We start from the raw sequence: 13,925 nt of genomic DNA, 5'->3' as shown, positions 1-13,925 counted from the left end.
TTGATCAAAAATTATAAGTTTTGGATCGGCTTCAGCATGATCTTTGGCTTGATCCTTTCAAGCCTTATCTTTTCTGTGTTATTCGACAGCCACGTACGACAAGTTCAAATTTTGTATGACGATCATATGGAAATGATAGGTATAGCTCCATTTGAACCTTCATTTATGTTTCCAATGGGTACAGATCCTCTTGGATATAAAAGCTAAACGTACTACATTGCCAATAAACAAAATCAATACACCAGCTTTCAAATCATCCTTTAGGTTTTTAAAAAACAGAGGGGCATAAATAACACCACTTTTCTTCTCTCGCCATACTATGTAATATCCTGTGCAGACAGGGGGGAGAGAATTGATTTTTGTTAATGGGTATTCAGTAGATACTGCTCAAATCTCTGGTTTCGACCGGCTTACTAGCGCTCAAAAACAAATCGGTGAAAAGCTAAAAAACTCTAGAGAATCTTTTTATTATTCAAGTCCTCACCAATTTTTGTTTGAAGTAGTTATGCGTTCGAATATCGTAGCAGCGGCCTATGCAATGCGTGACAGTGGTGCCGGATTTGCCACCTTTGTAAACTCTCGGTGCAATCCACAATATTGGAGACGTACAGCGTATGGCGGTTTTTTACTTCGACCTGGAGTACCGCCTTCAGATGCGATAACCGATATTTTTATTAATGGAAAAAAATATGGCTTCGAATGCACAACTGCCATTATGATTATGCTATACAAAGCCGTCCTAGAGAGTATTGGAACGAAAATGTTTAATCAATTGTTTAACGGATTGCTTCTCTATAGTACCGAGCATGATGAAGACCTTCAAATAATCGCTGCCCCATCCGGTGACTCATTGCCTGGAGATGTAAGATATATAAAAAACCCTGAACATCATCCAAACACACCTCAGTGGCAGGGAGAAAATGTCGTTGATCTTGGAAATGGAAAGGTTTTTGGGCATGGAATCGGAACAGGTACGATCGGTGAGATCATTGATGTGCTCAACACAAAAAGGATGCCAGGTGCAACGGTATCAGCGTACTTAACATCTGAGATTATCCGGCCGCATTATCGCTTGATGGCTGAATATACGCGCCATCCTGTGCGTCGATTACTCGGAGGAGCCATTTAAAAGAAGGTTGGCTTAACGATAAATGGGGGATGTTACGTATAAACGAAAAGCCGCAGAGTATAAAATCTCAGCGGCTTTTTTGTGTATTATTGAATATATGGTCTAGGATCGACTGCATTGGACTTACTTTGATTCCATGGACCTTTGTGTAATTCAAAATGTAAATGCTGACCACGAGATGCGCCTGTATTCCCTTGATATCCAAGGAACTGACCTTGAGATACAGATTGTCCAGACCGAACAGCAGGAGCCATTCTCATATGAGCATAAATAGTTGTATACAACTGTCCGTTAATATAGTGATTTAAATAAACAACATTTCCATAGCTGTCTGAATAATAAGCTTTTGCAACAGTTCCAGATGCTGCTGCAACGATAGGGACGCTAGAACCTCGTTTTGCAATATCCATTCCATAGTGCATGCCACTGCTTCTATATCCATAATTAGAAGTAATTGTTCCTTGTGTTGGGAAAATAAAGTCCCGGTATACATTGTTATTTGGTGCTGGAGCAGGAGCTGGTGTTGCTATAGGTGCACGGGATGATGAGTTTGAGCTTGTTTTTGCTTTTGAAGAGTTCTTTGCTCTAGCCGCTGCCTCAGCTTCTGCTTTGGCTTTTGCAGCTGCCGCTTCTGCTGCTGCCCGTGCTGCAGCTTCTCTCTTTTTACGTTCTTCTTCTTCGCGTTTGGCACGTGCGATTTCTGCTTTAATCGCAGCTTCTTGTGCCGCAAGCAATTCATTTTTTTCTTTAAGCTCCATCATATCTTCATGAATATGATTTTCTTCTTCTTGTAACTTTGCAAGTAGGGCGTCTTTTTGCTTTTTCTGGTCGGTAAGTTTGTCATTTAAGTTTTGAAGATCTTTTAATTCTTGACTAAGAGACGATAACTGACTTTCAACTGCCTCTTTTTTCTCTTCAACTGATAATTTGTCTTGCTTATGTTCTTCTAAGATGGATTTATCCTGTTCAGCAATCACGTTAAGGGCAAAGACACGATCAAGAAAATCGCCAAAGTCTTTTGCTCCTAGTAATACATCTAAGTAGTTGATTGCCCCACCGCTTTCATACATGGAACGGACACGATCTTTAAGGATAGCGTCACGTTTTTGAATACGCTTTTCAAGGACATCAATTTCTTTTTTGAGTTTTTCAATAGAAGCTTTTGTAGCTTCAATAGACTGCTTTTTATCTTTAATTTGATTAATCGTTTTACTGATAGAATTCTCTAAAGCTTCAATTTGTTGTACGACACTATCTTGTTCTTCGTGGTTATCATGTAATTCGTTCTCTTTTTTATGCTGTTCAGTACGGTTCTGTTGCTGTTTTTGTTTTATAGAAGACAATGATTCTGCCGAAACAGAATATGTAGTAAATGCTAGACTGAGAGACAATGTTGCCATTACGAGCTTACGTTTCAAAATGGGTACTCCTCCTTGTTAGTGCAAATGTTGCCAATTTCTTTACAAAAATGATTATAACATTCTTTGGACATCAATTATTCCGAAATAATATTACAGTTACATTTCAAAATATTACAGAATGAAACATTATCCGACGTCATTTGTAATAATATGTATGATAATGGAATATAAATGGTATATTTAGATGAACAGATTTTAAGAAAAGTAGGTATTACTGTGCAAATCACATTACAAATAAGTCGTTCTTTACAAGGCGAACACCGGGAAGCTCTTTACCCGCTGTTTGAACAGGTTTTTGGTATTCCCACCTCGATGCTAGAAGACTATTATTCAAGAGGGTTTTGGAACCCAGACTATTGTCCATATACTCTTTTTAAAGAGAAACAAGCGGTTGCTAATGTTTCAGTTATCCCAATGAAATGGATGATGGGTGGGAAAATTGTTATTGCTGCAGGCATACAATCTGTTATGACTCTTCCAAGTGAAAGAGGACAGGGGCACATGACGAGATTAATGAGACATGTATTACATGATTTAAAAGACAACTATTCTCATGTTTTTCTTCAGACAGAAAATCCTGCACTCTACAAAAAGTATGGCTTTGTTAATGTGGAAGAACATATATTCATTTCAAATGCTATCAAAAATAACAAGGTTAGAGAGTGTACGCTTCGAAAATTGGATTATCAAAAAGAAGAGGACCTTAAAGTTATTCAGTCATGCTTTCTCAAACAATATCCGAATTCTTATATTTTCACACCATTATCCTATCAACATTCCTTTTATCTAAACTTATATAATCCTTATTTAGCAGAAAAGTTGTATTATAGCGATTCGTTGGATCTCCTGCTCGTTTATCTCGTCGAAGATGGGATCTTGAAACTATTTGATGTAATTGGCAAAAAACGTATATCCCTTCATGACATATGTGAACAGATACCCGAACTGTTTACGGAAGTAGAAATCTATTTTACTCCTGATCAACTAACCCATTCATACCCACTTCAATACAAGAAAAAAGAGGGCACACTCATGGTCAAAGGGGAGCTGCCATTCGATCAGGGGCCGGTAGCATACCCATTTACAGCATCTTTTTAAGTTTTTTGAATAAAAAATATGACTGCAATCGTCTAAGTAATAAAACATTAAAGGAAGGGGGATGGACTTGAAACATACACCAAAGGCAGGGACGTATGATGGCAGCATACAAGGTCTATCACAAGAAGAATGGCTGATTCAAATTATGGACCTGTATCAGGATAAAGTGATCAGACTGGCTTACACCTATGTGAAAGACCGAAAACTGGCAGAAGACCTGGCACAGGAAGTGTTCGTAAAATGTTTTGTACATAAAGAAAGCTTTCGCAGTGAGTCATCTGTAAAAACATGGGTTTATGCCATTACCGTCAATTTATGTAAAGATTATTTAAGAAGCGGCTGGAAAAAGTACATTCATGTGATTGATCGCCTCGGAAAGTCCAAGCAGTCCCCTTCTTTAACACCAGAACTTACGATCGTACAAAAAAGTGAGCACGAGGCTTTAGCAGATGAAGTGTTAAGGCTGCCGCTTAAGTATCGTGAGGTCATTCTCTTATACTATTATAAAGAACTCTCTGTCTTGGAGATCAGTCATGTTTTAAATAAAAAAGAACCTTCAATTAGAACGTTGCTCCAACGTGGGCGAGAGATGCTCAGACGGAAAATGGAGAAAGGGAGATGAAATCATGGAAGATCCTTTAAAGCAGCTGCCTGAGATCCTAAACAAAGGGCGTATGAAAAACATAACTTTTCATGATGAACACAGACAAAAAGTTCTGAAGAAAATTCGTCAGTTAAACAGGCCTCCTGCTCCAAAAAGCTGGTTCTATCACTGGTTCCACCAAAGTTTAAGTGTAGCGATAGGAGTTGCGTTCATCTTTATATTTATTCAATTTGCACAAAGTATTCCAGAACCTCTTGAACAAAAAGAAGCAGAGCATGCGGCAAAGATTCCGTATGCCAATCAAGCTATACTTACAAAAGCTAGACATGATATGAGGAACTACCATAATGTTTCGGGAATTGATGCCTATCAAAAAGGTGATTTGCTGACTGTTCATATCATGTTTCCTGATAATTTGTCCTATCAAGATCAAGTCAATTTGTCTGAATCCTATTTGAAAGAAGTTTCTCGTTTAACGCTGAATGAACCATATGAAGCACAAAACTACTTGGGAGAACTATGGAATTATGTTAATGTAAAAGTCTATACGGTCAGTGCAAATTACGATTTGTTAGCGGCCAAATTGCAGTACGAATCTAATTTTGACTGGCTAGGAACCATTGAAAAAGAAGATGGGAAGCTTAGATGGGAACAAATATCTAAATGATAGCAAGATGTTAAGAGGAAATTTTAGAAACAGATAGAAATTAGACAGGAAACAATTAAAAGCGGTGAAGAGTATGAAACATACACAATTAACTTTTTTTACAGATGTAGGAGCACAAAAACCAAACAGCATCCGCAACAAAGAAACTCCTTGTCCTTTTTGTCGCATTGATGAGCTTGAAGAAGTAATCGATAGAAATGGTTCTATCATTTTAGTGAAAAATAAATACACGGTACTCGACAATGCTTATCAGACGGTGCTTATTGAAACTGACGAGTGTGAAGGTGAGTTATCCACGTATGCAAAGGAACATCTGTATTCCGTATTGCATTTCGGGTTAACACATTGGGAGCGAATGAGGGAGAGCGGGAAATATCGCTCTGTTATGTTCTTTAAAAATCATGGTCCGATATCTGGAGGGACGATTCGTCATCCACATATGCAGATTATTGGTTTGAATGATGTAGATTGTCAGCATGATTTTTCCATTACTCAATTTGATGGAATTCCTATTCTTGAACAGCATGGAGTTAGTTTTACAGCTTCAACTGAACCACGTGTGGGTTTTTATGAATTGAATGTAAAATGGGAAAAAGGAGCAGAACTTTCCTTGTTTGCTGATTGCATTCAAGCAGGGGCGCACTTTTTGCTAAATCATTTTCATAGAAGCTGTACAAGCTACAATCTTTTTTTCTATAAAAATGAAGACGCGACTTATTGCAAGATTATGCCCCGTTTTATAACATCTCCCCTCTATATGGGATATGGTGTTCAACAAGTCGCAAACAATATTCCTTTGATTGCACAAAAAATAAAAGACATCTATTTTTCCTCATAACAAAAACCAGATCTGTAACAAGATCTGGTTTTGTATTTTATTTTTTTACATTTTCAAACAAGGCTTCCATGGCAAAAACGATTAAAGGATGTGTCTCTTTCATCACCCTATTTATTTCAATCCGTTCTGTCCACTGATGGGCATCTTTGCCTAGGGGACCGATATTGATTACGGGAATATCAATTTCTTTCATATCATCAAAAGGAATGTTATATCGAGACCCAAGTAAAGGAAAATTGGTTGTGAAAGAAGAGAGGTCATGTGCATCACCTTTAAAGCCGATATAACTCAAATCTGATAAACCACTGAAATAATGTACATTTACAAGGTTGCTATTAAACTTACTTTTAGCATGTTCTACAACTTGATTCGTTGTAAGCTTTATTAACGGATGATCACTTGAGCATACCGGCGGATAAAAAGGCGGCGTGTAAAACAGGACCATCATAGGCGATATATCACGGCACAAGCTAGCAAGTTCGAAAACATATTGAATCGTCAGCTCCCGCTCATCGGCATTTGGGTTATTGGTTTGCAGCATATTTTCTCTTCGGTCCAGCTCCTCTTGCCCGTATTTTTCTACAGCATGTTCATAAAGCTCATTAAATGTAATCACATTGATTTTTTCCTTAACTGGAGTAAAAGGAACGATTCTTGAAACAGCCTGACTGCTCTTATACAATCGGTCTTCTAGACTTGTGGCTGCTTTTTTAGCACTGTTGATCAGCATCGATGTAATCTCTGATAGCGGTCTATTAAACAGCATAAGATTGAAGAGGGTAACTGCAGCATGCGGAATTTGAACAGAATAATGATCTTTTAAATCTTTTTGAATGAGGTTAGTAGGGACGGGCGTTGCTTCTTTTCGGAACGTCTCAACATAATCAACATTCCATTCCAGTTCCCTCGTAATTTCCGCCGCCATTGCATTGCCATTCATACCTGCAAGCGGTTCTCCTACATGTGTCTCTTTTCCATAACACAGAAAACCAGGAAGAATCTTTCCAGTAGATCCTGTATACATATAAGGTGACGTATCACCCGGATATTTTGTGAAGCTCGGTTCGCCATTCAGACAAGCAATGTATTGAATGTCGTATTCTTCTTGTAATTGTCGTAAAACACTAACCCCTGCAAGCATTCCCGCAGAATGGACTTCTTCATCTGGTACAGAGATCATGAGCACATTTCCTTTAAAATGCCCTGTTGCAGCTTTTTCAATCATGGATAAATGAAGAGCAACCCCTGCCTTCATGTCCATGGATCCACGGCCAAACAGCCATTCTCCTGTTTCGATATCTTCTTGAACAAATGGATGAAGCTGTTCTTTATTTTCAATCATCTTCTCCGTTAATTCATCGGGACGGAAGGCGAGATGTTTCCACTCCCCGAAGTCTTCAACAGAAACGACGTCGAAATGACTTAAAAGAATAATAGTCTCCTTAACAGCTGGATCATTTTGAACGAATGCCGTTACGAGTTTACGACCATCTGGAGTAGGGTGGTGACGAACATGGTCAGGATGATTACCGAAATATTCTATAGAAGAGAGAGTATGGTAAAGGTGTTCTGCCATAAACATTTCCCCATCTTGATTCGTAATACTCGGTATCGAAATGAGATCTTTTAATAGTTTTGAATAGCCCTCTTTTGTTTGCCACTTTAACATGTGTAAACCTCCTAGATGTTTGCCTTTTGTTTACTATACGATTCCTTTCCCTTTAAATCCTTTTTTAAAAAACGGATGGAATGTATTGACATTCAAATATTTTACATGGTATATGTGTATTATTATAAATAGTACACTTAATACATAAGGGGTGGAAAAATGATTTCAGTAAAAAAATTATCTTACGCATTTAAGATTGGAAAAAAAGGAAAAGAAAATATTGTTCCCGTTCTGCACGATATTAATCTTCATATAGAACGAGGGGAAATCGTTGCGATAGTAGGCAGAAGCGGCTCTGGTAAATCAACGCTTTTAAACTTGATATCAGGTTTTATACAGCCAGAGGTTGGCTCTATTTCGATTGATCATACACAAGTAAGCGGGTTTTCTGAAACGGATTGGGCAGACTTCCGATTAAATCATCTTGGTTTTATCTTTCAAAGTTTTCAATTGATTCCGTCCATGACAGCTTTTGAAAATGTTGAATTTCCACTCGTGTTAAAGGGTGTAGGAGAACAAGAAAGAAAACAAACTACGATTGAAATGCTAAGAAGAGTAGGTCTTGAGTCTTTCATCCACCACTATCCAAGTGAGCTGTCAGGTGGGCAGCAGCAGCGCGTTAGTATAGCAAGAGCTCTTATCTTAAATCCACCATTGCTATTAGCTGATGAACCAACAGGCAGTTTAGACTCAGAGAATGAAAAAGAACTCTTATCTTTTATAAAAGAGCTTAACAAAGAATACGGAATTACCTTCTTAATCATTACCCACGATCATGAAGTGGCCTCTATTGCTCATCGGAAAGTGGAGATCATTGACGGATCATTAAGAGAAGGGAGAATGCTTCATGAAGTTCAAAGATAAACACAGGTTTGTAAGAAGCAATATGAAGAAAAACAAAACACGAGTATGGATGACCATTTTAGCATCAACAATTGGCTGTGCCTTTTTGATAATGCTGGCATCCATCGGTTTTGCAATTCATAAAACAGCTGTGGATGATGTGATGAGTTTTCGTATGGTAAACGAAATACTCATTCACAAGGATAGTGGGGAAATAACTGAAAAGGATGTGAAAAATCTAGAACAGATTAAAGGAGTGGAAGCAGTCACACGTAAAAAATTTACTCCAGCCAATCAGCTTTCCATTGGTGAATACTATACATACGCTAATGTCATGAGTGCTCACATGCCTTCGGAAGAAAAAGCAGGGTTCGAACTTGAAAAAGGGCGAATGCCAAAAAATGAAAATGAAATCGTTGTAGGATATCATTTTGCAAAAGAGTTAAGAAAGGATATGCCAGAGAATTTTGTAGAAGGATTGAGTGAGGAAGATGCACAAAAGAAGATGAATGAACTTTCATATGACGGTGATTTGCTGAACACAACGCTCGCCTATCATATAAAGGTAGATAACCCAGAGATAAAAGCAGACGCATCGGTAAAAACTCTTGAAGTAAAGATAGTCGGAATACGTAAGAAACCGGCAAGAGAGTGGGCTGTAGATGCTTCTGTTTTTATAACAGAAGATTTGCATAATCAAGTCATTAAGATTTTAGCCGAGCTGGATCCTCAAGCCGAATTTGCGGACAGTTATGAAGAAGTTAAAGTATTCACTGCTTCTGCAGATGATGTTAAAGAAGTCACTGAAAAGATTGAGAACCTCGATTACCAAACCTATTCAATCATAAAAGAACTAAAAAAAATGAACGTTTATTTTACGTTGTTTAAAGCTGGATTAATTTTTATAGGTGCTATTGCGGTGCTTATCGCATCAATCGGTATCTTCAATACGATGACGATGGCGGTAACGGAAAGATCACAGGACATTGGAATCATGAAAGCGATAGGCGCTACACCTAAGACCATTAAGGGTATTTTTCTATTAGAAAGTGGTTATATCGGTTTATGGGGTGTAGGACTAGGTACACTTTTAGCATACATCATAAGTTATGCTGTGAATTTTGTACTCCCTATCATTATGGAGCAGTTCGTTGGTGAAAAAGCACCAGAAGGGTTTATGATTTCTTATATCCCATGGAGTCTGACTGCCATAGCCGTTACGATCTGTATGAGCGTAACATTGATTTCAGGTTGGCGGCCTGCAGCAAAAGCAACTACAGTAGATGTACTAAAAGCTTTAAGAAGAGACGTATAAAACATACACCAGTCGTAAGTCGGCTGGTGTTTTACATGCTTTTTATGAATAGTTGTCTACACTCACTGGTTAGTAACTCTTGGATTATTGGTTTATCTAAAGAGAGAAAGTTACAAAAGGAAAAGGAATATCGAAACCACCAAGCGAAATGCATAAAAAAGGAGTGGTAAGCATTATGAAACAGATCATCGCAATGGGTGGCGGCGGATTTTCGATGGAACCTGAGAATAAAAAGCTCGATCGCTACATCCTTTCGCAATGTAAGAAGGAACAGCCAACTATTTGTTTTATCCCTACAGCTAGCGGAGATGCAGAAGGGTATATCGAACGATTTTATCATGCGTTTAAGACGGAAAACTGTAAACCTGCACATCTTTCTTTATTTTCACCCCCTCACAACATAGAAGAGTTTGTTAGTCAGCAGGATATCTTTTATGTTGGTGGAGGAAATACGAAGAACTTGCTTGCTCTTTGGAGAGAGTGGGAGCTTGACTTGCTATTAAAAAAAGCATATGAAGAAGGAAAGATTCTAGCGGGTTTAAGTGCGGGTTCTCTTTGCTGGTTCGAAGAAGGGGTTACAGATTCATTTGGGCCTCTGCGGGGGCTTCAATGTCTAGGGTTCTTAAAAGGAAGCCATTGTCCTCATTATGATGGAGAAGAAGATAGAAGACCTGCTTTTCACAAATTGATAAGAGAAGGATTAAAAGCTGGCTATGCAGCAGATGATGGTACAGCCTTGCATTTTATGGATGGAGAGCTTCATCATTCTGTTAGTTCCAGAGAAAATGCTAAGACCTATTATGTTCAGCTGAAAAATGAAGAGGTTGTTGAAACGGTACTGCGAACACATTTTTTAAAATGATGTTTAAAGTTCTGATGATTGGGCGGAAAATAGAGTATTCGCTATTCATCAGGAGGTAAATGAGTTGAAAAAAATGTTATACACTACGCTGTTACTGGTGCTGATTATCGCCTTAGCATCATGCGGCAACAAAACTGAAGATGAACACAAAGATCACGATATGGAAGAATCACAAGCGACATCCAGTAAAGTAAAAGGTGGTTCCTATATTGTAAATCTGGTAGACACAAAAGGAAAAAAGGCTGGTGAGGCGACTTTAACGCAAACAGCTGAAGGAGTTCGTGTAGAGGTGAATGCAACAGGATTAAAGCCTGGCGAACATGGTATTCACTTTCACGAGAAAGCTGTTTGTACACCTCCAGACTTTAAATCAGCCCGTGGCCATTTTAATCCAACCGATAAGAAGCATGGCTTTTTAAATCCTAAAGGACCTCATGTAGGCGACATGGAAAACATCACAGCTGATGAGAGCGGCGTTGTTCATAGTGAAGTTCTGTCAACGATGGTTACTCTTACAGAAGGCAAAGTGAATTCCCTATTTATAAATGGTGGTACTTCTCTTGTAATTCACGAAAAAGCTGATGATTATAAAACGAATCCTGCTGGGGATTCTGGTGATCGCGTTTTGTGCGGTGTTATTAAGAAATAAAAAGATGCTGGCTCTTCCATTTCGTTGCATAACGAGAGGAGTCAGCTTTTTTATTTGCCTTCACCAACAATTTTTTCTCCTATCATTTCTGTTCCTCTTTTATAAGTTTTTAGTTTAGCTCGTATGTCCAATGGGAAAGTAGAGCATATAAAAGGTATTTTTATTAGTTTATAAAGGAGGAAAAAAATGTACGATTATAATGGAGTAACTGATTCATGGATGGCTTATTTAGGTAGATTACCAGATTTGCTTCTTGCTATCCTTGTCCTGTTAATAGGGTGGCTCATCGCATCATTAGTTGCGAAAGCCGTAAAAACAGCACTGCATAAAACGAATTTTGATAATAAGTTAGCAAGATGGATGACACCAGACTCTGATGGTGAAAATTTAGAAAAAACGAGGTCCAGTAAATATTCATCAGAAGAAATAATCAGTAAGGTCGTATTCTGGATTCTTATGGCTGTCGCAATCGTCATGTTCTTAAATATGCTAAGTCTGCCATATGTGGCTGAGCCCATCTCAAATGCGTTAGGAGTCATTGCAGCGGCTATACCAAATCTGTTAAAAGCTGCACTTATTGCAGCCGTAGCATGGCTGATCGCTTCTGGTTTAGCGATTCTCGTAAAGAAACTAGGTCAGAACACACGGTTTGAAAGACTTTTGCACCGCTGGAAGCTAACGCGTGATCCATTGCAGTCAGATAGAGCGATTATCTCTGCTTCAAAAGCAGTTTTTTACTTAACCTTGCTTCTTTTCTTGCCTGCCGTACTAGCTGCACTAGGTATTGAAGCAATCTCTGAACCACTTGAAGGAATGTTGACCGGATTATTTGCCTTTTTACCAAAGCTTTTAGGAGCTGCCATCATCCTATTCGTAGGGTGGCTCGTAGCTAAAATAGTTAAAGAAATCCTAGTAAACTTTTTACAAAGTATTGGAACAGACAGGTTGGCTTCAAAATTAGGTGCTGATCGAGCATTAGAAAGAACCTCTCTTTCTCACGTTATAGGAACAATCGTCTATGTATTTATCTTGATTCCAGTAGTTATTTCTGCACTGGAGACGTTAGATATTAATGGCATATCTGGACCAGCTATCGGAATGCTAGGACAGATTATGGATATGATTCCAAACATTATCGTTGCCATTATTCTTGTATCAGCGGGACTATGGATTGGAAAATGGGTGAAGAATGCTGTTACTTCCTTGCTAGAGCGTGTTGGGTTTAACGGTATCTTTCATAAGATGGGATTAGGGTCTCTTCATAAGAGTAATCAAACATTAACGATTTCCGAGATCATCGGCTATGCAGCTCAAATTGTAGTAGTTTTACTATTTACGATTGAAGCCCTGCAATTAGTTAATCTCGAAAGCTTAGTAAGTATTTTATCGGTCGTTCTTGCTTATATCCCTATGGTATTAACAGCAGTGCTGATTCTTGGAATTGGCTTCTATGCTGGGGATCTTGTAAAACGAGTAGTCATGAGCATGGTAAAGCAAGAAACAGAAAGTAAACTTTTAGGAAACATTGCCAAATATACGATTATTACGCTGGCGTTCTTTATGGCTATTGACCAGCTTGGCGTTGCCAAAACAATCGTAAATGCTGCTTTCATCCTGATCCTAGGCGGCTTTACCATTGCCTTTGGTCTAGCGTTTGGTTTAGGTGGACGTGAAGCAGCGGGTCGTACGCTTAACAAATTAAGCAGAAGAATGGAACAGACCACCATCCAAAGCCCAGATCCTGCAGAATGGAAAGATAAAACGAGATTAGCAGACTTCGGTACAGATGGAAGAAAAGAAACAGAATACGAATCCACTCATGTGGACTTGGAAAAACCACATACTACAGCGCGTGATCGTCAATTTAACCATCTAAATACGCCAAGTGACGAGTTTGGCATTAATAAACATGTCGATCCAAAGCGTACAGATTTTTAATAGAAAGATAATGGGAGAATAATGAACGTGTTCAACGTTCATTATTCTTTTTTTGTTTGCGTATAGAAAGAAAGTGATAAGGACAACGTGATAAAAAAGAAAGAAAGGAAATGGAAACATGCTGCAAGCTGCCTTATGGGGAGGAATAGCAGGTTCTGCTGTCTTACTCGGATCGTTTATCGGACTTGTCTTTCAAATTCCAAAAAAATGGACGGCTTGGATCATGGCATTCGGAACAGGCATTTTAATCGGAGCCGTTTCATTTGAATTGTTAATAGAAGCTGTTGAACAAAGCAGCTTAAAAGTGACGTCTGTCGGCTTTATACTAGGTGCTAGTATTTTTACGATTATTAATATTTTCTTGTCCAATAAAGGCGGACATGAAAGAAAAAAATCAGGGTCCAAAAAAGTAAAAGGTGTTGGGATGGCCATCTTTTTTGGTACACTCCTCGATGCGATACCTGAATCTGTCTTGATTGGTGCAAGTCTGATCGATCACAGCCAAGTGAGCTGGCTGCTTGTAGTTGCCATCTTTCTAAGTAACTTTCCAGAAGGGTTATCCAGTTCGATTGGTTTACTAAAGGAAGGATTTTCTAAACAAAAAATTATGGGGATGTGGATCTCCGTTTTTCTAATATCTGCAATCGCTTCGGCACTTGGATTTGTATGTTTAGAACATGCATCGGTATCTTCTCTTTCTTTAATAGGAGCATTTGCTGGAGGAGGAATCATGGCGATGGTATCTTCTACCATGCTTCCTGAAGCGCATGAAGATGCGGGTGCTGCTGTTGGTTTAATTACTTCATTAGGTCTTCTTTGTTCGCTCGTTCTCACTCATTTTTCATAGAATGTTAGCTAAAAAAAAAAGCCCTGTTTTTTAAAAACAGGACGT

The 13,925-nt window shown here is 38.6% G+C and carries 14 protein-coding genes; 12 read left to right on the top strand and 2 right to left on the bottom strand.

Annotated features, from left to right (window positions below):
- Both KUV80_RS08965 and KUV80_RS08960 read left to right on the top strand, forming a co-directional pair.
- Entirely contained in the window at window positions 1–207 is a 207-nt protein-coding gene (locus tag KUV80_RS08965) for a hypothetical protein (RefSeq protein WP_222462383.1), read from the top strand.
- Between the two features lie 145 nt (window positions 208–352).
- Window positions 353–1,129 carry a protein-glutamine gamma-glutamyltransferase gene (locus KUV80_RS08960; RefSeq protein ID WP_222462382.1) on the top strand — a complete coding sequence of 259 codons (777 nt, stop codon included), beginning with the start codon at window positions 353–355 and terminating at the stop codon, window positions 1,127–1,129.
- Window positions 1,130–1,215: 86 nt separating this feature from the next.
- Here KUV80_RS08960 and KUV80_RS08955 read toward each other — a convergent pair whose 3' ends face one another.
- Window positions 1,216–2,547: a murein hydrolase activator EnvC family protein gene (locus tag KUV80_RS08955; RefSeq protein WP_222462381.1), complete on the bottom strand. Its 1,332-nt coding sequence runs from the start codon at window positions 2,545–2,547 to the stop codon at window positions 1,216–1,218.
- Between the two features lie 219 nt (window positions 2,548–2,766).
- Between KUV80_RS08955 and KUV80_RS08950 the strand changes: the two genes are divergently transcribed.
- From KUV80_RS08950 to KUV80_RS08935, 4 genes are all read left to right on the top strand, one after another.
- Entirely contained in the window at window positions 2,767–3,648 is an 882-nt protein-coding gene (locus KUV80_RS08950) for a GNAT family N-acetyltransferase (protein ID WP_222462380.1), read from the top strand.
- A gap of 67 nt (window positions 3,649–3,715) precedes the next feature.
- Window positions 3,716–4,270, top strand: a complete 555-nt coding sequence (locus KUV80_RS08945) for a sigma-70 family RNA polymerase sigma factor (protein WP_222462379.1) — start codon at window positions 3,716–3,718, stop codon at window positions 4,268–4,270.
- Window positions 4,271–4,274: 4 nt separating this feature from the next.
- Complete coding sequence (locus tag KUV80_RS08940; protein ID WP_222462378.1) at window positions 4,275–4,919, top strand: hypothetical protein; 645 nt, start codon at window positions 4,275–4,277, stop codon at window positions 4,917–4,919.
- Between the two features lie 73 nt (window positions 4,920–4,992).
- Window positions 4,993–5,757, top strand: a complete 765-nt coding sequence (locus KUV80_RS08935) for a DUF4931 domain-containing protein (RefSeq protein WP_222462377.1) — start codon at window positions 4,993–4,995, stop codon at window positions 5,755–5,757.
- Between the two features lie 37 nt (window positions 5,758–5,794).
- Here the strand turns inward: KUV80_RS08935 and KUV80_RS08930 are convergent, their stop codons facing one another.
- Complete coding sequence (locus tag KUV80_RS08930; RefSeq protein WP_222462376.1) at window positions 5,795–7,426, bottom strand: M20/M25/M40 family metallo-hydrolase; 1,632 nt, start codon at window positions 7,424–7,426, stop codon at window positions 5,795–5,797.
- A 159-nt stretch (window positions 7,427–7,585) separates the two neighbouring features.
- Between KUV80_RS08930 and KUV80_RS08925 the strand changes: the two genes are divergently transcribed.
- The 6 genes from KUV80_RS08925 to KUV80_RS08900 all read left to right on the top strand — a co-directional run bounded on the left by KUV80_RS08925 (window position 7,586) and on the right by KUV80_RS08900 (window position 13,880).
- A complete protein-coding gene (locus KUV80_RS08925; protein WP_222462375.1) occupies window positions 7,586–8,290 on the top strand; it encodes an ABC transporter ATP-binding protein in 705 nt (234 codons plus the stop codon).
- Complete coding sequence (locus tag KUV80_RS08920) at window positions 8,274–9,584, top strand: ABC transporter permease (RefSeq protein ID WP_222462374.1); 1,311 nt, start codon at window positions 8,274–8,276, stop codon at window positions 9,582–9,584. Before KUV80_RS08925 ends, KUV80_RS08920 begins: the two co-directional genes overlap by 17 nt.
- Before the next feature lie 175 nt (window positions 9,585–9,759).
- Entirely contained in the window at window positions 9,760–10,446 is a 687-nt protein-coding gene (locus KUV80_RS08915) for a peptidase E (RefSeq protein ID WP_222462373.1), read from the top strand.
- A 73-nt stretch (window positions 10,447–10,519) separates the two neighbouring features.
- Window positions 10,520–11,095: a superoxide dismutase family protein gene (locus KUV80_RS08910; protein WP_222463116.1), complete on the top strand. Its 576-nt coding sequence runs from the start codon at window positions 10,520–10,522 to the stop codon at window positions 11,093–11,095.
- 186 nt (window positions 11,096–11,281) lie between these two features.
- Window positions 11,282–13,033 carry a mechanosensitive ion channel gene (locus KUV80_RS08905; protein ID WP_222462372.1) on the top strand — a complete coding sequence of 584 codons (1,752 nt, stop codon included), beginning with the start codon at window positions 11,282–11,284 and terminating at the stop codon, window positions 13,031–13,033.
- Window positions 13,034–13,151: 118 nt separating this feature from the next.
- Window positions 13,152–13,880 carry a ZIP family metal transporter gene (locus KUV80_RS08900; RefSeq protein WP_222462371.1) on the top strand — a complete coding sequence of 243 codons (729 nt, stop codon included), beginning with the start codon at window positions 13,152–13,154 and terminating at the stop codon, window positions 13,878–13,880.
- The last annotated feature ends 45 nt before the right edge of the window (window positions 13,881–13,925 follow it).

It is taken from the genome of Fictibacillus nanhaiensis (genome assembly GCF_019801215.1).
Classification (GTDB): domain Bacteria; phylum Bacillota; class Bacilli; order Bacillales; family Fictibacillaceae; genus Fictibacillus; species Fictibacillus nanhaiensis_C.
Note: the sequence above shows the minus strand (reverse complement) of the source record. Positions and strands in the feature narration are given on the sequence as shown.

Excerpts from the sequence above, each read along its gene's own strand:
- KUV80_RS08930 (WP_222462376.1), bottom strand. The coding sequence starts at position 7,426 with ATGTTAAAGTGGCAAACAAAAGAGGGCTATTCAAAACTATTAAAAGAT.
- KUV80_RS08925 (WP_222462375.1), top strand. The coding sequence starts at position 7,586 with ATGATTTCAGTAAAAAAATTATCTTACGCATTTAAGATTGGAAAAAAA.
- KUV80_RS08900 (WP_222462371.1), top strand. The coding sequence starts at position 13,152 with ATGCTGCAAGCTGCCTTATGGGGAGGAATAGCAGGTTCTGCTGTCTTA.
- KUV80_RS08905 (WP_222462372.1), top strand. The coding sequence starts at position 11,282 with ATGTACGATTATAATGGAGTAACTGATTCATGGATGGCTTATTTAGGT.
- KUV80_RS08920 (WP_222462374.1), top strand. The coding sequence starts at position 8,274 with ATGAAGTTCAAAGATAAACACAGGTTTGTAAGAAGCAATATGAAGAAA.
- KUV80_RS08940 (WP_222462378.1), top strand. The coding sequence starts at position 4,275 with ATGGAAGATCCTTTAAAGCAGCTGCCTGAGATCCTAAACAAAGGGCGT.
- KUV80_RS08910 (WP_222463116.1), top strand. The coding sequence starts at position 10,520 with ATGTTATACACTACGCTGTTACTGGTGCTGATTATCGCCTTAGCATCA.
- KUV80_RS08935 (WP_222462377.1), top strand. The coding sequence starts at position 4,993 with ATGAAACATACACAATTAACTTTTTTTACAGATGTAGGAGCACAAAAA.
- KUV80_RS08915 (WP_222462373.1), top strand. The coding sequence starts at position 9,760 with ATGAAACAGATCATCGCAATGGGTGGCGGCGGATTTTCGATGGAACCT.